Source organism: Algoriphagus halophilus, from assembly GCF_900129785.1.
GTDB lineage: Bacteria > Bacteroidota > Bacteroidia > Cytophagales > Cyclobacteriaceae > Algoriphagus > Algoriphagus halophilus.
Window position 1 is genome coordinate 2,440,145 of sequence record NZ_FSRC01000001.1, and the last position, 20,583, is coordinate 2,460,727.

The window sequence follows — 20,583 nt, forward strand, 5'->3', positions numbered from 1 at the left end:
CTCAATCTTATTTTTTCGCTTTATGGAAATACGTTTTCAGCACCCCAAAAAAGGTGTAATGCATGAAATAATAAATAGATTTTAAAAGGCCTAGATTTTCAAACTCCCGATATACAATCCATTGATATTTAGCGGCTTTAAATTTATTCCCTGAAATAGAATCATCCCTTAGCCTGTATTTTGCCAATGGTTGATTGATGCCATAGGCGTAAGGTATAAGCTTCAATATTTTAAGCCATAGTGCAAAATCTTGTCTTTTGGATATAATTGGCATATACACTTTCCCTAGCTGGTCTGTATCGTACATGGCTGTCAAGCAACCAATGGAGCACGTTTTTAATAAATCATTGTGGTTTACTTTAGCGGGAACTACATGTTCTCCTACGATGATATCATTCTTGATTTTAAAATAACCTGCAAAAGTAAATGCATGCTTATTTTCCAACATAAACTTTACTTGAGTTTCAAGCTTAGTTGGTTCCCAAAGATCATCACTATCCAAAAATGCGATAAACCTGCCTTTGGCCATCTCAATTCCTTTGTTCCGACTGACAGCCGCTCCAAGATTTTTTGGGTTTTCATGCAAATGAATTCTCGCATCCAATTCTGTATAGCGGCTTAAAATATGAATCCCATTATCAGTGGAATAATCATCTATCAAGATCAATTCCCAATCAGAATAAGTTTGTGCTATAATAGACTGTATCGTCTCCTCGATATGAGAGTGGGCATTGTAAACAGGAGTTATTATTGATACAAGCATTATCCTTTATTGATTGAATTGAAACCTATCAAACTTTCTTTGAATGAACTAAAAAGAGAAATAGATCTTTGCGGTTTTAAATATTGCTTCATCAAAAATGCTATGCCCAAAACTAAATTAAAAGAATAACCATATAACCTTTTAATAAGCGCCCCTTTAGTTTTATAATAGCTTGCATCCAGAATTTTCCCGGAGCTTTCAAGTGGATGCATTACGATATATTCTGGTACAAAATAGATGTTTAGACCTTTATTCATTGCGTCGTTTAAAAAAATGGTTTCTTCCCCACTTGGATAGGAAGCCCCCAAGCCAAATCGTTCATCAAACTTAATTCCAGCTTTTTTCAAACTTTCAAGCTTGAATACGATCTCTACTGAAGACACGGTATAAATACTTTTCCGTGTATGTTTAAAAGAACTCTTTGGGTAATTTTTATAATTTTCTCCTGTTGGAGTCAATATTTTAAAGGTAATAATATCTGCGTCGGGGAAATCATGAAAAGCTTTTTTGATTTTAGCATCAAAATTTTCACAGAAATCCACGTCATCATCAGCTATTAAGCCTAATTCACCAGTTCCATTTTCCAATGCTCGGTTTCTACTCTTTGATAATCCTTTTTCGTCAAAGGAAATAAACGCTAAGTTTTCATCCTGGAAGTGGATTCCAGTTTGGTTTTGAGAAATGACTAATACATGAAAACTTTTCCCTTTAAACGAATCTGGCTTTGGATTCATTGTGGAAATCAGTACCTGAAAATCCATTTATATTTTGGCAAGTAATACGCTAATGCTTGTGCAGCAATACTCAATATTAATAAAGTTGCGGGCAATCTATGACGAACTGCACCTAGCAAATGAAATTCAAAAAAAGCAGACATACCAACGTAAACTCCAATATAGATCAACCATAAGGAATATTTCTTGATGTTTTTTATAAAAGTTAAACAAATAAATAAAAGGAAAAGCAGATACAATCCATCTGCAAAATAGGCCAATTTAGTCCAAAATGGGATGAAAATAATTACTGGAAAAGGAGCCAGTAAAAATTGGAAAAACAAGCCTGGAAAATCTAATATTAGGTCCAACCAGGTCCGCCAATCCACTTCTGGGTAGGTAACTCCAGATTCAAAATAATTCATACGTTGTACGTTTCTAAACAACGACAAACTCTCAGGTGATATGGGGATATTTAAAATACTGGTAGACAAATAATTCAAGGCAACGAAAAATAATGGAAACAGGACTAAAATAAGACCAATTACCATTTTTCGGCTCAACTTCAGTTGCACTAAATATTGGAACCCGACAATGATAAAAAAATACAAAAGAAGCTGGATCCTAAGAATCCCTGCCAAAATCACTCCCAATATCAGGAAGTAATTGAGTTTGTATTTTCCTGTCATTCCGTAAAAGAATAACCCCAAGGCCAGGACAAAATAACTCTCTCGAAGTGGCGTGAAAGAATAAACGACAATGGAAGGAGCCAATGCAGCAAGTATTAAATAAAACCGCTGAACCCACACATCCTGAATTCCATAGGTTCGATTAAATGCCCCAGCCAAGAAAATCAGACCAAGTTGAAAGAATAAAATATTAAATAAGAAATAATTAAATATGGATTTCAGTGAAATCAGATAGATTGGGATAGCTAGAAATTTATAGCCTATTTTTACCCCTATCGATTGATTGTGTGGGGTTACCCCTGTCTCTAAAATCCTGGTAAATAGATTCGTATCCGGGAAATAAGGAATCAGTTTGATTTTATAATCAACTAATCCTATTGCAAGATAAAAAAGCAGCAGACCAAGAAAATGGAGGTTGATATACTTATTATCTGAAATTAAAATCCTTTTGGCAAACGTCGTCAGAATTAGATAAACCAAAACGAAGTAAATGGGCAAGGTAATTAAATGCCAAAACTCAATATTTTCATAATAGGCTTTCAATGGTTCAACTTCTTTCGGGTTGAGTAAGCATATTTTTTGAAAACCATAAAACTCAAATACTTTCTAAATCGGCTGGAATTGGTCATCCAAGTTCCATAAACCCAAACCAGAAAGCTGAATTCATTAGCTAGTTTACCCGACTTCGAATCCTCAAGATTCGCTTGCATAAGGTTTTTAAGCATCTTTACATCCTCTAAGCCAAACACTTCCTCAAACCTGAAAAACAAATAAATAAATAATCCCTGGACCCGTAGATAGTCTTTAGCGGGCAATACCGACTTCAATTCAGTGGCAAAAGCAAGCCCTTGATTCAATATAAACCTCCGTTTTTCTTTGGTGACTTGTTGATGAAACTCGGATTTCCGGTAATAGGATGTAACAGGTGCAGTATTATCCAGTTTGAATTTGATGGCAGGAACTGATAATGCTCTTACATGGATATCCACATCCTGAAACCTCAACAATCGTTCGTTAAACCCATTTATTTTGGTAAAAAACTCTTTCTTCCAAATCCCGCTACTGGTATGCCATGGAATCATGTATTCCAAAAACATGTTCCTGTATTCAATAGCAGATAAATGGATATTGAGGTTTGGGAAAAATGGAGTTGCCTCATCTATATCTTTCGTAAAATGGGCTGTCGAATGAATTATTAAATCTTCATCAGCTATTGAATTTACTCTTTGTTCGATGCAATTTTTACTCAGTAAATCATCCGCATCAAGAAATATCAGATATTCTCCAGAACTCTTTAGGACCCCGAAATTCCTACATGAATTGGCGCCTTTGGGAAGTTCAGCTGGCCTCTTGAATAGTCTGAATCGATCATCTCTATCCACATAAGACTGAGCCTTACCCTCGGTACCATCTTGGGATCCGTCATCTACTACGACACACTCCCAATTAGAATAGGTTTGTTGGAGAATAGACTCCAATGTATCGGTAATTAACCGTTCGTTGTTGAAGCAGGGTACAACTACAGATACTTTCAAATCAGGCTTCAATTTCTTGATGTAGCTTGATGTATTGCTTGATGTAAAGAATGAAAATAAAGATCAGCCCAAAAACAAAACCTAAGGTGATGCTGAATGCCAACGTCAATAGTAGGTTTGGAGCAATAGGCCTATTTGGTATAATAGGGGGTTCAATCTCCGTAAATATGGGCTTTTGATTGTTCAATTCAATTTTTGAGGTTTCTAACTCTTTTGCAATGGTTCTATATAATTCAAACTTTAGGTTATATTCCGAATTTAAGTTTTGCTCTATGGCCTTCATACTTTCCAAAAACAAGCCTTGATTCCTTTCCCTAAAAGTAGTCAAGGCGTTTTGAGCTTCTTTAAAACCTTCCTCGCTTTTTTGGTATTGAACTTCTAAATATTGAACCTGACTTTTTTGCTTTTCTTGAAGATATCTAGTGGAATATTCTACTAATAAATCTTTTACCATTTTGGAAAATTGGAATGCCAAATTTGGTTCTGGCATGGTAGTAGAAATGATTAATAACCTACCCTCAGAACTTGCAGTGATCCGCTCAGAAATTCGATACAAAACATACATCTCCATCGGTTCATACTTTGTTCTGTTTTCCATTTTGATAGAATCTCTATCACTATCATTTACTTGAATACCTGGTTTAAAAACTGAAAGCGGGCTTTTTATAAACTTGTAAATTTCATTATCAGGTCTTGTTTCCACGAAATATTTGAAAAGAGAAACTGAATCTGGATAGATTTCAGATTTAATTTTTGAATTCATCAAATCCTCCAAAAATGGCTTGCTCTGCAAGATCATAGGATATAGTGCAGGATCCAACGTGGCCAATTCCGCTGAGGAACCTGGAACGGCAAACCCTGCCACCTGTGCCAAGGACCCTAAACCTCCGGCAGAACTTGTGTTTTGGCTTTCTACCAATAAAATCGTCTCTGAAGAAAATGAGGTTGGAGTAGAAATATAATAAGCAAGCCCTATCAGTATAAAGATTACAATGGTAGCTATCAGTACTTTCAGCTTAGCTTTACCTAATTTCACTAAGTTGAGAAGTGTAAAATCATTTTTTAGCAGGATAGTATTTAGTTGATTTTTCATAGAATAAAATTCTGATTTACGAAATCCTGATCTCTTTGAACATGTCTTTTCATTCTCTTTCTGCTTTTTTATGACCCAAGTCCAATTTCAACATTTCCTTCATCCCAATGCATTCTACATACCAGGTGGCAAAAAACAGCTTAGTTCTTTCTGATAAACTTAGATTAGGATAACCAAAGATAGAAACATGAGGCCTGATAAAATGTAGTCCGAAAAGGAGTTTTTGCTTGGGAGTATAGAATTTATAAAATCTGGAATACATACCTCCAATCGTCCTTTTCTTTTTCTTAATTAGTTCATGTAGATTTTTTCTAGAGGGGTGAGCCACTACCACATCATGACCATATCCCATTTTGAATCCACCGTCTGTTGCCCGCTTTGTCCATTCAAAATCACCTCCAGACATCAGTGTTTCATTAAACTTCCCGATTGTTTCTATGACTGATTTTTTACAAATCAGATTGGCAGTCACACTCTGACCTTTTTGAGTCACATTTTTAAATTGATTAAAAGAAAAGGCTTGTTCGTAAATAAATGCCAAATGGTTTCCTCCTTCGGGTTTAAAAAGCGTCATCCTTCCTCCCACCAGATCAAACCCCTTCTCTATTTCCTTGACCCCATTTTCTAACCAATGGTTGGATGGAAGGCAATCAGAATCAGTAAAGGCAATTAAATCAGACTGAACTTCAGCTATCCCTTTATTTCTGGCAGCATAAGAGCCCGGTTTGGCTTCTTCCAACACCCTTAAATTTCCTTCAAAAGGCAAATCTGGAATCGGTGATCCTGGCTTATTGTTAATAATCAATACTTCAAACCGGTGTTTTTCAAAGGTCTGTTGATTCAAAGCCTGGAGACAGGCTTTGAGAAGCTCCCAATTCTCATAGGTGGGAATGATCACTGATAGCTCCACCTGTGACATCAAAACTTCAATTTTAAAATCATGATTGAATAGGAGAACGCAAGCCCCCAAAACTGATTTTTCAAGCTTTTCTTCCAAAGCATGATTATTTCAGGTTTGCAATACTTGAAGATATCCTGATTAAACTTTCCTCCAGAATTTGAGCGCAGGGAATCATAAAACCGGAACTTAGAAATCAGGTGCTTTTTTAAATCACCTTCATCGTAGTTGGATTGGATGGAGTTCTCATGCATCCTCCTATAGCAATGGACATGATCAAATACCTTAAACCTTGGTCTGGATAAAATCAGCCTACTATAGAATTCCCGTTCCTGCCTTCTTTCCAATTTTTCGCTGAAATGGATGGGAAACTTCGCTAGGAAATTCCGTTTAAATAGTGGTCCGGGGGTAAGAAAGAAAATTTGATAGGTCAAAAAATCCTGTATGAAGTTGTTGGAATGAAGACTGTATTCTGGAGCCAAAAACGCTCCATTTTTGAAAAACTTACCCATCTTGGTAACCACAAAATCAAGTTCTTTTCCTGCACTTAGTAATTCAACTTTTTCCTTAATCATGTTTTGGAGCATCAGATCATCGGAGTCGAAATATTGAATGAATTCTCCCTTTGATTGTTCGAAACCAAAATTCCTGCAGGCACAACCTCCTTTTACTCTATCGTTTGGCCTGGAATAAACCCTAAATCTCGGATCCGCTTTGCTGTATTCCTCTAATACTTTAAAACTGTCATCCGTGGAGTGATCATCTACCAGCACACACTCCCAATCCGTAAAAGTTTGCGCTTTGATCGAATCCAACGTTTCCGAAATCAAGTCAGATCGGTTGTAAACGGGAATAATTATCGAAACCAGAGGGGAATGCACTTCTAAATTTTTAGCTGGACTTGAGTGAGGAAAAGTGTTTTATATCCTTTTTTATTTCACCTTTCAACCCAAAGAGATAAACAACAGCCATTAAAATAAAGGTGATGAAATAATGGAGCCCCAGGACCTCTCTAGATAGGATTCCTATAAGAATCATGGCGACAATGAAGAACCATGTCTTTTTCATGAATGCAAAGACTTCTCGATAATCCAACCCTATGAATCGCTTTAAAATAAAGACTCCAATCACCACTTCTGTGGATTTGTTAATGAGAATTGCGATGGATGCTCCATTGATCCCATAGTAATAAATACCGATGGTGAGCATTGGAATAAAAATAAAAACTGCTTTGAAGAGTTGAAGTTTAAATTCCACATCTGCTCTCCCGATCCCTCTTAATAGCACGGTATAACTATTAGCCATCATATGAATGAGGATGGATAGAGAGATGATTTTCAATGGAAAAACAGCTTCCAGCCATTTTTCTCCAAATCCATACCTGATTACTTCTTCTCCCAACACCACAAAAACTGCCATGATAGGACTAATAATCATACTGTTGTATTTCAATACATTGAGGTAATTTTTCTTGATTTCTGCCGGATTATCCTGGATGGTGGAATAAACAGGAAACATCACCTTGTTTATGATTTGAAGTACTTGACTTCTGAACGTATCGGTAAGTATGAATGCAAACGTGTAAATACCTAGGTAATAGGCCCCCACCCATTTTCCTATTAGTAAATAATCGATTTTTGTGATGAGGTTGTTAAAAAATTTAGTGCCCGTAAAATAGAAGCCGAATCCAAAAATCTTATTGAAATCCTCTTTTTCCCAAATGAATTTTGGCGTCCATTTCGTGGCATGCATAAACAGTGGAATGGCTACAATAAATCCTGCCACTGAATTAAAAACCAAAGACCAATACCCTGCCCCTAAAAGCGCCAACGTAATCGATAATACCCCGGAAAACACATTGGAAATATTACTGATGATGGCCATTTTCTTAAAGTCCATGATCCTGGTCAGCTGGACTTTGTGGATGACAATAATGGAGTTAGAAATAATCCCAACAGACATCACTGGAATGATCTGCAACAAAACGGGTTCTTCGTAAAAACTTGCCGCCAATGGAGCCACGATAAAGGCAACAGCCAAATAGGTAAGAAGAGACCACCCTAAATTGGTCCAAAATGCGGTGTATAATAGGTTAGGGGTATAATCCGTCTCCTTTTTTTGAATCAGTGCCGCCCCAAATCCTAGGTCATTGAACACCTCTACAAAACTGATAAACACGATCGCCATCCCTACTACCCCAAATTCCTCGGGTACCAAGAGTTTTGCTAAAATCAACTTGATGATAAAAGCAAAGGATTTGTTTATGATCAATTGGAGGGCATTCCAAAATACCCCTTTAATTATCTTTTTCTGTCCCAACGCTCCTTATTTTGCCGGTATTCCTTTGATCACCATTCCTTTTCCAAAAAAACTTTTGGTTACCACTGCTCCAGCTCCCACGATTACTTCATCGCCCAATTCTACTCCGGGAAGGATCACTGCCCCAGCTCCAATCCTGCATTTCTTTCCAATTTTCGAGGCGCCCAATAACATGGCCCCGGGACCTATTTCACTGAATTCTCCCACTGTACTTTCATGGTGCACACTGGCCCTGGTATTGATCAGCACACCTGTGCCAATGCGGGTCAAGGGCCCAATAAAACTGAATGGAAAAACATCAAACTGAAACTGGTGAATATCCTCTTTCAACGATGAACTGCCATGGAGCCCGGTATAAATCCCACCAAGATTCGTCAATAAATGGTATAGCTTTTCTCTATGGATTGGATTACCCACCCCCAGCATGAACCGGGGATCCTTTTGGAAGGCTTCCTTCAATTGCTCCTCCCCACAAATCAATATAGGATGCTCCTCCAGATTTTTGTTGGATGGATGTTCATCAAAAAAAATGATTTCTGAATCGGCAATACCTTCCTGTATGAGGCAATATTTCAATTCATGGCCATGTCCTCCAGCCCCAGCTATTACCATATATTTATATGCAATAAGACATAGTTATGCCCCTGAGAAAGAACCCAGGGGCAATTATTATTACTTCGATCCGATATTGTATACCTCAAACCCAAGAGTATTCAAGTATTTTCTATCATAGATATTTCTACCATCGAATATCACTTTGTTTTTTAGGAGTTTGGATACTACATCCCAACTTGGAATTCTGAACTCTGACCATTCGGTCACGAGCAACAAGGCATCAGCATCCACCAATGCATCATAAGAATCCTTACAATAAGTCACCTTATCAAACAGGTAATGTTCCTTCGCCTCTTCCATGGCAACGGGGTCGTAAGCCCTCACGCTTGCTCCTGCTGCTCTTAACTCATCAATGATCACCGCAGCCGGTGCTTCCCTCATGTCATCGGTATTGGGCTTAAAGCTCAACCCCCACATGGCAAACGTCATTCCGCTTAGATCCTCTCCAAAATGTGCTTTTACTTTATTGGCCAACACATGCTTCTGGTCATCATTCACGTCTTCCACAGCCTGAAGGACTCTCAGATCATATCCATATTGTTTGGCTGTCTTGATAATGGCTTTGACATCCTTAGGGAAACAGGATCCACCATATCCCACACCAGGGTAAATGAATTTATTTCCAATTCTTGGATCTGTTCCAATTCCTCTTCTAACCATATTGGCATCCGCTCCTACTTTCTCACATAGGTTGGCAATGTCGTTCATGAAAGAAATTTTTGTCGCCAACATGGCATTTGCCGCATACTTGGTCATTTCTGCTGAAGGAATATCCATATAGATGATTCGCTCTCCACTCAACTGAAACGGCTTATACAAACGCTTCATGATCTCCTCTGCACGGGTATCATCCACTCCGATGACAATTCTATCAGGTTTTAAGAAATCCTCCACGGCAGCTCCTTCTTTTAGGAACTCAGGGTTTGAAGCTACTGCAAAAGGAAGATCAGATCCTCTTTGATCCAAGGCATTTTTGATGGCCCCTCTTACCTTTTCCCCAGTAGTCACTGGCACCGTACTTTTGGTAGCTACTACAATATAATCTGACATCTTTTGGCCAATCTCATCAGCCACTGCCAATACATATTTTAAATCCGCAGAACCATCTTCTCCCGGAGGGGTACCCACTGCGATAAATGCAACAGATGCTCCTTGAATGGCTTCCCCTAAGTCTGTGCTGAAGTGTAATCTTCCACTTTTATAATTTCGAACCACAATTTCTTCTAGACCAGGTTCATAAATGGGCATGATCCCATTCTTTAACTTCTCGATTTTCTTTTGGTCAATGTCCACACAGGTAACTTCGATACCTACGTCAGCAAAACAAGCTCCTGACACCAGGCCCACATAGCCGGTACCAACTACTGCAATTTTCATAAAATTATTCCTTAAATATTAATTTAATAATCGATCAACAAGGATCCCTAACGTTGCTAAACTTGAAGCAAGTCCTATCCAACCTGCTGCATTCAGTCTATTTCTCTGAGGTTTTTTGGGTACTACAATTTCAGCACCAGGTTCCAGCTCAGGGTAAAAATTTATCCCCAAAAAGTTATGCGTCCGTTTGGCATCCCCGTTCGCATAAATCACATAGGTTTTAGATTTTCTAGCCTCTTCCGTGAATCCACCTGCTTTTGAAATGTAATTTTTTAAACTACTCTTTTTATTGTATCGGCTGGTAGTAGGTAACAACACCTCTCCTACCATCCTCACAGTTTGTAACTCTTTCGGTACCCGGATGATATCCCCTTCCAATAGAAATAAATCCTCATCTGAACCCGGGTTTTGCATAATTTTCTCCAAATCAATACCCACTAAATCCTGCTCTGAGATTCTTACTTGATTGATCGTAGAGTCTAATGCTATTGTATCGTTTAAGCTAGTTGACTCAAACAGCTTCATTCTCTCCTGCTCCCTTTCCCTCAAGAGGCGCTCTTGCTCTTTTTGACTTAGCTTGGTGTTAATTCTTTCAAACATCAGTTCCTCCGCTTCATTGATGTTTCGGTTTCTTTCTGGATCCAGGTTATCCTTTAAATTTCTTAAAGAGCCTTCCTTCATCTCTTCCTCCGTCGGACCTTTATAGTATACGGTTCTTCTGATCAAACTTGCTCCTTTTGGATAGGCAAATTGAGTCAAACCACCTGCTCTTTTTATCACGTCAGAAATTCTTTCATCCGCTCCTGAAATCGCAAACTCTCCAGGGTGTACCACTTCGCCTTGCAAGGTGATTAATTGCTCTCTTTCAAAACCGGGGCTTCTCCGAATAAAAACGTGATCAAAAGGCTTTAATGGCATGTTCGACTCCTCAGGAGTTAATTCTAAATTTGGATCTATTGACAGAGTGGAAATCTCTGCAATTTTTCCAGAACTTGGGTCTCTAACTCTTCGGGCAATTTCAATGGAAGCATTGGAGGCGGATTGCAATAATCCTCCGGATCTTAAAATCAGGTCTCCTACCGTCATATTAGAAGCAAATGGATAGGTTCCGGGAAAATTGATCTCTCCGGATATTTTGACATAATATTCCTCTTGAATATCATACCTACTTGGGATAAATAACAAATCCTCGTTTTGAAGCGTAATATCCGGTTTGGTACCATTCAAAATCCCCGCTAAATCCAAGGATTCGGCAGCAAGTGTCAAATCTGTACTTGTTCTATATAAAGTAGATCTATTGGTAAAGGCCTCTGGTTTTAATCCCTCAGCTTTCTCCACCAATCCTTTCACGGTTAGCTTGCCTTCTTCAAAGGAATATTCCCCTGGGCGATTGACAGATCCTGAAATCTGAACCCTATTTACAAATCGATCCAAGGCCTCTCCTATTAGAATTTCATCTCCATCTTGGAGAGGAAAGGAGTTAAATTGACTTGAGGAGACATCAATTACTTTTCGTTGATTATCCTCAATCCTTCTGATGGTCACTCGGTCTTTATAAGCCAAGCTTTCAAAACCTCCTGTATAGATATATAAATCCGTTAAATGCTCTTCTGGCTTCACTTCGAATAATCCTTCTCTCCTAACAGGACCAATCACTTCAACTCTAGCTTGGACAGGTGGAACAATCACCACATCATTATCCTGTAAGGTAATATTTGAACTCTGCTCCCCTTTGGAGAGGAATTCATAAATATCTACTGTCGCTACTAATCTACTGTTTCTGTAAACTTGAATATTTCTGAATGCACCGTTCTCATTGGGTCCACCCGCCGCATACAAGCCATTGAAAACGGTGGCAAAAGAAGGCAAGGTATAGGTACCTGGTTTCGTCAACTCACCAACCATAGAAACTTTGATGGAGCGGATATTCCCCAATCGCAATTGGATAAATGTGTTGGGGTTTGCCCCATTCAGCCCAGAATATATTCTTCCCAAAGCAGTTTTGATTCTTGCTGTTGCTGCCTCTATGGTGGAGCCTCCTACCTGAATTGGCCCTATATTGGGCAGATAGACTCTTCCTTCTGGAGTCACATTCAAATCGAAAGACTGTTGAGATGCTCCGTAAACATCCAGTAATAACTGGTCTCCAGATCCAATCACATAGGATAAAGGAGTAGGAAGGTTGAGACTTGGAGAAAAATCTAAGTTTTTATTGTGGAATAACTTAAATCCAAAAATTTTCTTCTGAACTGGAGTTAAATCATAATAGGGGTCAGACCTTCTTAAAGAATCAAATACATCATTCCCGTCCCCTCCTACTACAGACCTCCCCGAGCCTACAGGGGTCACCCCGCTTTGAGGACTTACAGCCATTTGAAGTTGGTTGATCCTTTGCCTCAATTTTGCGGCTTCCACAGCAGGCATGCCTCTTTCTCTCGCCAAGGCTTCCAATTGATTCACAGTCAACCCATTCGCCTCTGCCCGTTTTAGCAATTGCTCTAACTGAGCATCCGATAGATTATCCACTTTCAAGTTTTGGATATCCGAAAGATTTTGGGCCTGTACCACTAATCCTATCAAGAAAAACAGGATGGTAAACATAAAAACCCTGATATCTATTGTCTGATATCGCCTTCTAAAAGCATCTGAGATCATTATATTTTCGGTGTTAACCATAAAGTATTTGCAATAAATTTTCCAAAATCAATTCGCCCGGGCTACAGCTTCGCCCTTTCAGTCACAAATTTGTACTTAGCAATTGAACAATATCTTGTTGCAGGATTTAGATCCCTGCCTCTTTATCAAATAGTACCAAACCTGAAGAAGCTATCCGTTCTCCATGCAAGGTAAATACCACTTTTCTATCAATCAGCTCCTCCACTCTTGTAGTCAGGTGGTTAATATATTCCGCATTTAAGCTCTCACCTGCTACCAACACTTCTATATTCCCCGAATCTCTCCCTTCGGCAATATCTCCAACCAAAACCACTTGCTCCACTTCACCCATTCTTTCTAAAATCTGTTCCAACAGCTTATCCAATCCCAAGTATTTACGAATGATCTCCTGAATATTGGAAAAGAATGGATGCTTCACATTTGCCTGGTATTCAATTTTATTTTTGTCGGTATGCCTTTCCAGTATCCCTGCCTGGGTCAGGTTATTTAATTCCTTTCTAATGGCATTGGTAGATTCCCCAAACTCCTCAGCTAACCCTCTCAAATGGCTATGAGTTTTGGAATTGACAAAAAACTTGACCAAAAGTCTCAGTCTGGTCTTAGAAGTAATTAATGAATCAAGCATAAAAAATCACTTTTATAGTGAGTAACAAAGGTACTCATTAGTATGAACTGAAAAAACAAAATGATTATTTTGAAACACTTGTTGAACTAAGAAACTTAAATGATTAGAAATTTTAACCTCTGTAAATATTATCCGGCTTCTTTTTGAGCATTCTTCTGAACAAACTGCCCGAATAGGCACTAAAGCCACCTAATAAAAAGCCAATCAAGCCTGTGATTGCGGAAAGGAATACTCCACTACTTGCCCCCATAATCTCAGCCATTTGATCTGGAAGTGGGCTTCCGGTCATAAAACTTAGGTATACGGTTTGACCCACCCAGGCAAGTCCCATTCCCAGGCCTCCTGCTAAAAAGGAAACAAATCCCTTCAAACCAAATACAGCCGATAGTATCCCTATCAAAATCATCACGATCCAGTATGGGAAAAATGGATTGACAAAAACCACAATCAAAGCACTTACTATAGTTAGTGATATAAACTTCATGACGTTACTTTAAAGTAGTTTGAAACAGGACCCCCTCTAAATTTTCCGGGTCTCTCAAATCGAAATTCAAATAGCCTCCTTCTGCCCAAATAGGCAACAAATCAGCATAATATTTACTCCCAGGGTTACCCGACTGACCTCCAGGATATACCCCAGAGGCATTTGGAACATCCCCCAGCTCTACGACCATTCTCCAACTAGCCCCATGCCTACCGCTGGTGGCATTAACTATTCCAGATCCTCCTCCAGTAAAAACATGTGATTTTGAAAATGAAGTAAACTGTGGAACCAGATGCTGGATGGTGGTATTCTTAAAATTAGCCCAGCCATAATCTCCCTCTTTTGAAATATATTCATTCAATTCTTCCACCATCCGTTCAAATGATGTCCTGACAAGTGTGGTAGCAGTTTCTTTTTCTGAGGTGCCCTTCTTATCAAAAATCTCTCCCTCCGGTTCTTCAATCAATAGCTGTATGGTGCGATAACTAGTGGGCTTGACGACTGGCACGCCAAACTCATCCCATCTCTCCCAAATTAGGTCATATAACTTATTCCACCAGACATAATAAACGGTAGGGGCTTTTTGGTTGGGATCAGCATAATAATCCCATTCTTGAAGCTGCTTTAGAAAGGTCTGTGCGTTTTTCCCTTCCGGAACCTGATCCCCCAGGAGCTTCAACATGGTAGGAAGAATTTCTGAAGCCTGCTGGTAATAATCGTCAAACTGTAATTCTTTCATGTCCTCTACCGTAATTTGATCCATGGCTCGAAGTCTTCCATTAATTCGGTGATTTCTGTAATGCTCATAGGTATGGTCAAAAACATAATAAGGGTAATCCGAACTTACGGGTCGTTGGTTTGCAGAGGAAACAAAACCTCTTTCAGGATTTAAGGTACTTGGGTTTTGATCGTTTGGAATAAACTGTTGCCATTCCATTCGAGGGTCGGAACCATCCATCAAAAACTTTCCTTGTTCAGGCCATTTAAGGGCAAATTTCCCTTGTATTCTCATGGCAATATCTCCCGAATTAGAGGCAAAAACGAAGTTTTGGGCAGGGGCTGTGAAATGATCCAAGGCCTGATTATAATCTGCATGGCTTTTAGCCTTATTGAGCGATAAAAAAGTCTTCTGTTCATTTGAGCCCATATGAACTGTCCACTTCAAGGCAAAATTGACATCCTGCCTTTCACCACGGAAATTTCTATCATATACGATGGGGCCATAGTGGGTATAGACTACGGTATCCAAAAAATCCTCTTTTCCTTTGACCTTGATTTCTTCTATCCGAAATGTGGTTTCCCTCCACTCTTCTCCATATTTATATGCATTTCGGCTTCCATCCCTAAAAGTAATTTGATACCAATCACGAGCATCTTTGGTCGCATTGGTGACTCCCCAGGCAACATCTTCATTAAAACCGGAAATGATGCCTAAGGCCCCGGGAAGAGAAGCTCCTTTTACAGAAAATTCAGGGGTAGTCAATTGCAATGCATACCACAATGAGGGCAGGTTTAGACTAAGGTGTGGATCGTTTGCTAAAATTGGTTTCCCATTTTTCGTTTTGGCACCAGATACTGCCCAATTGTTCGAACCAATTCCTTCTACGGGTTGAGGTAAAGGATCCAGCATCAAGGAATCGATTGGATAAGCCAGCCCGTCAGGCTTTTCAATGGGTATGGGTTCAAAATCCCAAATCTTTTCTTTTTCGATCACAGGATCAGGTTCTTCCGGAAAATCAGGATAAAGTTTTGCCAACATCTCGGCCCCTAAAATTTTACGAAGGTTGGTATATTCTAAATCCCGATCACCCACCAACATATCAGACATGTATTTTAAGAGCAACAAGGTTTTATAAGGAGTCCATTCCTCAGGTCTATAATTCAAAATCTTGTATTCCACAGGAAGTTCCCCTGGACTTAAATCATGAATGTATTGATTCACTCCTTTGGCGTAAGATTCAATGTATTCTAAGGTTTCTTGGTCATTTGCTTTCAAATATTCCAAGCCTAGCTCTGCTCCATAACCAAGTCCTTTTCTTCTGGTCATTCGATCTAGGTCTAATGCGATATCCCCAACTATCTCAGATAGCCTTCCAGCGGCAGCTCTGGTCTGAAATTCCATTTGCCAAAGTCGATGCTTGGCAGTAATGTATCCCTGAGCCTGATATAAATCCTTGGAGTTCTGAGCAAAAATATGAGGGATCAGGTGTTGATCATAAATTACCTGAACAGGCGCACCTAACCCTGGAAGTGAAATTTCAGATGCTGCTTTTTCATCCTCACTGATCATATTTTGCCAAAATCCATGATGCGGGTCCAGCAGTGGTGCAATCGGGGGAATTGGTCCAATAGGTCTTGAAATATAGATAGCCAAAGCGATGGTGATCCCGAGAACAAAAAGGAAGGAAAAATATTTCATGTGTTTTAAAACAAGGAACCTGAATAAGACGAGGGGGGAATCAAATTACATGATATACCAAAGAGGTTACATCGAGCGAATTTAACCCATTCTTTTTTAATCTCTATACTTGAAATCGAGTTTTGACATCCATCAAAAAAAAGCCCTCAATGATGAATTGAGGGCTTAGGATCTAGATATTATTTTTTGGACCTAGTCATTATTTTTTGGACCTAGTCATTATTTCTTGGATCTAGTTATTTTTTTATTGAATGGTTATTGGAAGCTTTAATTTTTCCCAACGGATCACTAATCCCGGATTTTCTAAATCAATAGATAAACGCTCTTGAGAATTTTCTTCCCAAATGGGGTCAACTTCCACTCTTAAGACATCATTATCCTCATCATACTGAAAATGGCCATGTTCCAAATCCCACTCAGAATTAAAAATAATGGTCCAGGAAGTGTTTTCTTTCGGAATTGTAAAAAGTGAATATTTCCCTGCTTTCAACAACTCCCCTTCCACGGTCATATCCTCACTCAACTCTACATAGGTAGCCTCGTTGGCCCCAGTTCGCCAAACTACATTATAAGGAACCAAATCTCCCCATAAAACGCGTCCTTTGACGGCAGGGGAACCATAATGCACCTTAAATGCTTTTCCAGCTACCGTCCCATCTTTCACTTCAAGTGGACTGGGTCTATTCTCTACTTCCTCTGATTCAGGGTCCGAATCGGACAAAGCAGACTTTTCAATAGACTCAGAGGATTTCGGATCACATGAAGTAAATAGAAGGGTAGCAATAGCTGATACCCAAATTAAGTATTGTATTTTCATGATATAGAGATTTCTCTTTCAAATAAATAATTAACTTCTTCCTTACAAAATTCCAGCCTATCTTAATTTAAACGACAATTTTCATACCTATGAGGGTCAAGCAACTAATTTTTTCAACAGTTGAACCAATTTACCGTATTACAGACGAAAAAGGCCAAGAATTTGTTAAAACAAATTAAACCCTTCAGATATTCTGATTTTCAATTTTGACTCATTTAATTTGAAGTCCACTTCGCTTACCTATGAAATACCTCTCAGGAATCATCTTTTGCCTTTCACTGACTTTATTTTTAAGTGTATATGTTTCCCCCGAATATTTTCCCTACGTAGGCTTACTACCTTTCTTTATTCCTATCATTTGGTTGGTCAACCTATTCTTATTTTTCATCTTTCTTTTATCATGGAAAAAATGGGCTTGGTTTCATCTTGCAGCCCTATTGATTGGCTACAAATTCGCCCTGATTACTCTTCAGCTCCATCCGAAAAATGAAGATTCCCAAGGACTTAAAGTGCTTTCCTATAATGCCCATAAATTTGACTTTAAAAGGGATGCTGAAGGCAAAATAGATCAAAATGTTTTCACTTGGTTGAATGAACATCCAGCGGACATCAAGGTTTTTCAGGAATTTTACCAGGATTATACCTCTGCTTCCAGAAATGCAATAAAGCTGCTGGGCAAAGACAATGGTTTTTATTCCTTCTACCACCCGGTGGATGGAAACCCTGAAAAACGGTCCATTGGCTTGGCGATTTTCAGTAGATACCCGATCATCCATGAAGGAAAAGTCTTTGACAAAAATGGAACAAACGGGGCAATTTTTGCCGATGTTTTGGTGGATAGCGATACGATCAGGATATATAATGCACATTTGGAATCCATGAGAATCGATTCGGATGGTTTGGAAAATCTGGAAGGGGTAAAAGAAAACTACCGACAAACGCTGGGAAAACTTCATAGAGGTAGCCTGGAACGGAGCAAGCAACTAGCTGTATTGGTGGAACATTTAAAAAACAGCCCCCACCCGATTATCTTAATGGGTGATTTGAATGAAATCCCCTATTCCTATACGTATTTTAAACTTGGGGAGAATTTGGACAATGCATTTGAAAAAGCGGGCAGAGGCTTTGGGTTCACTTATAATAAAGTTTTGTTCTTTTTACGAATAGATCACATCTTTTCCTCTCCTAATCTAAAAGCCATCGAGTTTAAAACACATCGGGAGGTGGATTATTCAGATCATTACCCAATATCCGCTACCTTCTCAACCGGAACCTCATCGGATTAATTTCTTTGCTTTTTTCTCCCAAACTTTTTTCATGGGAAGCAATAATACAGGAAGTAGAAGTAGGTCTGATAAAAGTGCAACAATCAAGGACGCTGCGATCAATAATCCGGTGAAATGAGTCACTCCAAAATCACTGGCTATTAATAACCCAAATCCCATCACCAAAATTAAGGTGGTCAAAACGATGGCTCTTCCGGTTTCCATCACCGTTCTTTTCATCGCATATATCAAACTTTTACCTTTCCCCAATTCAAATCTTAACCTGGTCATGAAATGAATACTGTCATCCACGGCGATTCCAAAGGCCACTGTAAACAGAATTGCTGTGGTCAACTTAAATTCTATCCCAAGCAAAATCATCATTCCAAGCATCCAAATCAGTGGGATCACATTAGGTATCAATAGAATCAAAGATATTCTCCAGGACCTGAAAAGGATCCCCGCAATCAGGCCTACCACTAAAAAAGCAACTCCTAGCCCTTTAGCCATTTGAATGGTTACAGATTGATGCCCATGATCTATCAGATAGGCAGTGCCTGTCCATTGAATAGTCAATAATTGAGGGTCAATTTCATGACTTACAAATTCTTCAAACGCTTCTCGGATTTGGGTCATTTTATACGACCCAAAATCCGGAGACCTACCGCTGATTCGCCCCTCCTGATGATCATTGATTAATAGTTTGAAGTTTATTTCCTCCCCTGCCCTTTCAAGATACCTGCCCATTCTCTGAAATTGTCCAGGTGAAGGAAATACAAAAGCTTTTGCACTCCCTTGATTTTGTGCCTGATTGATGGTTTTCACCAACGTCAAAGGGGAAAGAAATTGATCGGTGCCTGTAAGCTCAGTTAGTTTGGATTCCACTTTTTCTAGTGCCTCTAATACCTGGTAATCCATCAGGGAGGAAGCCTCAGGGCCTGCTTTTAAATAGATTTCCAATGGATTGGACCCTCCATATTGCTCATCAAAATAGTTGACATCTTGTTGTATGGGATGGTTTTCTGGCAGATTATCCAATAGATATCCGTTCACATGAATCTTTGATCCTCCCCAAAGGCTCAGGAGACTGACCAATAGGAAACCCATCAAAATCCATTTCCTCTTTTTAAGGACCTCAATAAACAATCCTCTCAAAAAATTGGGGGAAATGAATTTTTCAGTTCCTTGATTTGGCTGGATTCTACTTAGATATAAAATACCGGGGGTCAACAAAATCAATGCTCCAAACACGACCAACACCCCTATTCCAGTACTGATCCCAAATGATTTTAATGCAGGAATGGTCGTGAAGTATAAGGAGATAAATCCTAATGAAGTGGTTAAAATAGTCAACCAGACTGGGATAAAAAGCTCTTTAAATACTCCCTGAATCGATTTTTCTACCTGGATGCCTTGACGGACTTTTTGGTTCAAATGTGAAATAAAATGGATTAAAGCACTTAGGCCTACAATCAGAAAAATGGTAGGTTGCATCACGGACATCACATCTAGTGCCTTTCCGAAATAAAGCATCAGGGCAAAAGACCAAAGAGTCCCTACCAGCAAAACCACACATGGAATCCATATGGACCAAAATGTCCTGAAAATAAAGAAAAGCATTCCAAGGATCAGTACGATGGAAGCCCCAAAAAACACCCCGAATTCTTTTTGCATCAAACGGATAAAATCCCCTTGAGCTTGAATTTTACCTGCAATGGCCTTGGGTTGGATGCCAGCTTGTTGAAAGACTCCTTTGATCTCGGAATAGAGCCTGTCCCCATTTTCCTTACTGATGTTTTGAGCATTCTTTACCCATAGCAAAAGGGATTTTCCATCCTTTGAAATCAATTGAGATCTATAAATCCCTAATTCTGAAGAAGATTCCGACAATTGGCTTTCCGTTTCCCATTGCAATACTTTTTCTTTTCTTAGTCCAAATAGCCCTATGATGGGCTTTTCCAGGTTCAGAATCGATAGGACTGTGTCTACTCCTTCCAAGTCCTTGACCTTGCTTTGAATAGACCAGATGGATTCCAAAAATTGCTTTTCTAATAAATCTCCTTTGGGATTTTCAAAGGCGATCAGCAAATAGTCATTGTCGTTTTCAAACTTCTTTTTATAGGCTTCATAAAACTCCAAGTCTTCATTGCTTTGAGGAAAAAATTGTTCAAAATCATAATTAAAGCTGATTTTAGGAGGAAAAATTAAAATCAAAACAGTAATTAAAATCCCAATAGCCAGTGATATATATGAAGTAGATTGATGGAACATTTGAATAATTAAGTCTTTACCGCT

17 protein-coding genes are annotated in these 20,583 nt (G+C 39.0%); 1 reads left to right on the plus strand and 16 read right to left on the minus strand.

Annotated features, from left to right (window positions below):
- Window positions 1-7: 7 nt before the first annotated feature.
- From BUR11_RS10225 to BUR11_RS10295, 15 genes are all read right to left on the minus strand, one after another.
- Window positions 8-763 (minus strand): glycosyltransferase family 2 protein, encoded by a 756-nt coding sequence (locus tag BUR11_RS10225; RefSeq protein ID WP_074224714.1) that lies wholly within the window; start codon window positions 761-763, stop codon window positions 8-10.
- Complete coding sequence (locus tag BUR11_RS10230) at window positions 763-1,524, minus strand: glycosyltransferase family A protein (RefSeq protein ID WP_074224715.1); 762 nt, start codon at window positions 1,522-1,524, stop codon at window positions 763-765. Before BUR11_RS10230 ends, BUR11_RS10225 begins: the two co-directional genes overlap by 1 nt.
- Window positions 1,506-2,708, minus strand: a complete 1,203-nt coding sequence (locus BUR11_RS10235; RefSeq protein ID WP_074224716.1) for a hypothetical protein — start codon at window positions 2,706-2,708, stop codon at window positions 1,506-1,508. The genes BUR11_RS10230 and BUR11_RS10235 overlap by 19 nt, the downstream gene beginning before the upstream one ends.
- Window positions 2,705-3,700: a glycosyltransferase family 2 protein gene (locus tag BUR11_RS10240; RefSeq protein ID WP_159439219.1), complete on the minus strand. Its 996-nt coding sequence runs from the start codon at window positions 3,698-3,700 to the stop codon at window positions 2,705-2,707. Before BUR11_RS10240 ends, BUR11_RS10235 begins: the two co-directional genes overlap by 4 nt.
- 1 nt (window position 3,701) lies before the next feature.
- A complete protein-coding gene (locus tag BUR11_RS10245) occupies window positions 3,702-4,793 on the minus strand; it encodes a Wzz/FepE/Etk N-terminal domain-containing protein (protein ID WP_074224718.1) in 1,092 nt (363 codons plus the stop codon).
- Between the two features lie 49 nt (window positions 4,794-4,842).
- A complete protein-coding gene (locus BUR11_RS10250; RefSeq protein ID WP_074224719.1) occupies window positions 4,843-5,712 on the minus strand; it encodes a glycosyltransferase in 870 nt (289 codons plus the stop codon).
- A complete protein-coding gene (locus BUR11_RS10255) occupies window positions 5,712-6,572 on the minus strand; it encodes a glycosyltransferase family 2 protein (protein ID WP_074224720.1) in 861 nt (286 codons plus the stop codon). Before BUR11_RS10255 ends, BUR11_RS10250 begins: the two co-directional genes overlap by 1 nt.
- A 10-nt stretch (window positions 6,573-6,582) precedes the next feature.
- A complete protein-coding gene (locus BUR11_RS10260; RefSeq protein WP_074224721.1) occupies window positions 6,583-8,010 on the minus strand; it encodes a lipopolysaccharide biosynthesis protein in 1,428 nt (475 codons plus the stop codon).
- Window positions 8,011-8,016: 6 nt separating this feature from the next.
- The gene (locus tag BUR11_RS10265) at window positions 8,017-8,622 is read right to left on the minus strand and encodes an acetyltransferase (RefSeq protein WP_074224722.1); all 606 of its coding nucleotides are present in this window, start codon (window positions 8,620-8,622) and stop codon (window positions 8,017-8,019) included.
- Between the two features lie 60 nt (window positions 8,623-8,682).
- Window positions 8,683-10,002, minus strand: coding sequence for a UDP-glucose dehydrogenase family protein (locus BUR11_RS10270; protein ID WP_074224723.1), 1,320 nt, complete (start codon window positions 10,000-10,002; stop codon window positions 8,683-8,685).
- Between the two features lie 18 nt (window positions 10,003-10,020).
- On the minus strand, window positions 10,021-12,603 hold the full coding sequence (locus tag BUR11_RS10275; protein WP_143185912.1) for an SLBB domain-containing protein: 2,583 nt from the start codon (window positions 12,601-12,603) through the stop codon (window positions 10,021-10,023).
- Window positions 12,604-12,784: 181 nt separating this feature from the next.
- On the minus strand, window positions 12,785-13,303 hold the full coding sequence (locus BUR11_RS10280) for a DeoR family transcriptional regulator (protein WP_074224724.1): 519 nt from the start codon (window positions 13,301-13,303) through the stop codon (window positions 12,785-12,787).
- A 112-nt stretch (window positions 13,304-13,415) separates the two neighbouring features.
- Window positions 13,416-13,787, minus strand: a complete 372-nt coding sequence (locus BUR11_RS10285) for a hypothetical protein (RefSeq protein WP_074224725.1) — start codon at window positions 13,785-13,787, stop codon at window positions 13,416-13,418.
- A 4-nt stretch (window positions 13,788-13,791) separates the two neighbouring features.
- On the minus strand, window positions 13,792-16,206 hold the full coding sequence (locus tag BUR11_RS10290; protein ID WP_074224726.1) for a penicillin acylase family protein: 2,415 nt from the start codon (window positions 16,204-16,206) through the stop codon (window positions 13,792-13,794).
- A gap of 244 nt (window positions 16,207-16,450) precedes the next feature.
- Window positions 16,451-17,023, minus strand: coding sequence for a DUF2911 domain-containing protein (locus BUR11_RS10295; protein ID WP_074224727.1), 573 nt, complete (start codon window positions 17,021-17,023; stop codon window positions 16,451-16,453).
- Window positions 17,024-17,265: 242 nt separating this feature from the next.
- Between BUR11_RS10295 and BUR11_RS10300 the strand changes: the two genes are divergently transcribed.
- The gene (locus BUR11_RS10300) at window positions 17,266-18,309 is read left to right on the plus strand and encodes an endonuclease/exonuclease/phosphatase family protein (RefSeq protein WP_074224728.1); all 1,044 of its coding nucleotides are present in this window, start codon (window positions 17,266-17,268) and stop codon (window positions 18,307-18,309) included.
- Here BUR11_RS10300 and BUR11_RS10305 read toward each other — a convergent pair.
- The gene (locus BUR11_RS10305) at window positions 18,298-20,559 is read right to left on the minus strand and encodes an efflux RND transporter permease subunit (protein WP_074224729.1); all 2,262 of its coding nucleotides are present in this window, start codon (window positions 20,557-20,559) and stop codon (window positions 18,298-18,300) included. The genes BUR11_RS10300 and BUR11_RS10305 overlap by 12 nt on opposite strands.
- Between the last annotated feature and the right edge of the window lie 24 nt (window positions 20,560-20,583).

Coding starts and splice junctions, on each gene's coding strand:
- BUR11_RS10270 (WP_074224723.1), bottom strand. CDS start 10,002: ATGAAAATTGCAGTAGTTGGTACCGGCTATGTGGGCCTGGTGTCAGGA.
- BUR11_RS10285 (WP_074224725.1), bottom strand. CDS start 13,787: ATGAAGTTTATATCACTAACTATAGTAAGTGCTTTGATTGTGGTTTTT.
- BUR11_RS10250 (WP_074224719.1), bottom strand. CDS start 5,712: ATGTCACAGGTGGAGCTATCAGTGATCATTCCCACCTATGAGAATTGG.
- BUR11_RS10300 (WP_074224728.1), top strand. CDS start 17,266: ATGAAATACCTCTCAGGAATCATCTTTTGCCTTTCACTGACTTTATTT.
- BUR11_RS10265 (WP_074224722.1), bottom strand. CDS start 8,622: ATGGTAATAGCTGGGGCTGGAGGACATGGCCATGAATTGAAATATTGC.
- BUR11_RS10275 (WP_143185912.1), bottom strand. CDS start 12,603: ATGTTTACCATCCTGTTTTTCTTGATAGGATTAGTGGTACAGGCCCAA.
- BUR11_RS10245 (WP_074224718.1), bottom strand. CDS start 4,793: ATGAAAAATCAACTAAATACTATCCTGCTAAAAAATGATTTTACACTT.
- BUR11_RS10230 (WP_074224715.1), bottom strand. CDS start 1,524: ATGGATTTTCAGGTACTGATTTCCACAATGAATCCAAAGCCAGATTCG.
- BUR11_RS10290 (WP_074224726.1), bottom strand. CDS start 16,206: ATGAAATATTTTTCCTTCCTTTTTGTTCTCGGGATCACCATCGCTTTG.
- BUR11_RS10295 (WP_074224727.1), bottom strand. CDS start 17,023: ATGAAAATACAATACTTAATTTGGGTATCAGCTATTGCTACCCTTCTA.
- BUR11_RS10225 (WP_074224714.1), bottom strand. CDS start 763: ATGCTTGTATCAATAATAACTCCTGTTTACAATGCCCACTCTCATATC.
- BUR11_RS10305 (WP_074224729.1), bottom strand. CDS start 20,559: ATGTTCCATCAATCTACTTCATATATATCACTGGCTATTGGGATTTTA.
- BUR11_RS10280 (WP_074224724.1), bottom strand. CDS start 13,303: ATGCTTGATTCATTAATTACTTCTAAGACCAGACTGAGACTTTTGGTC.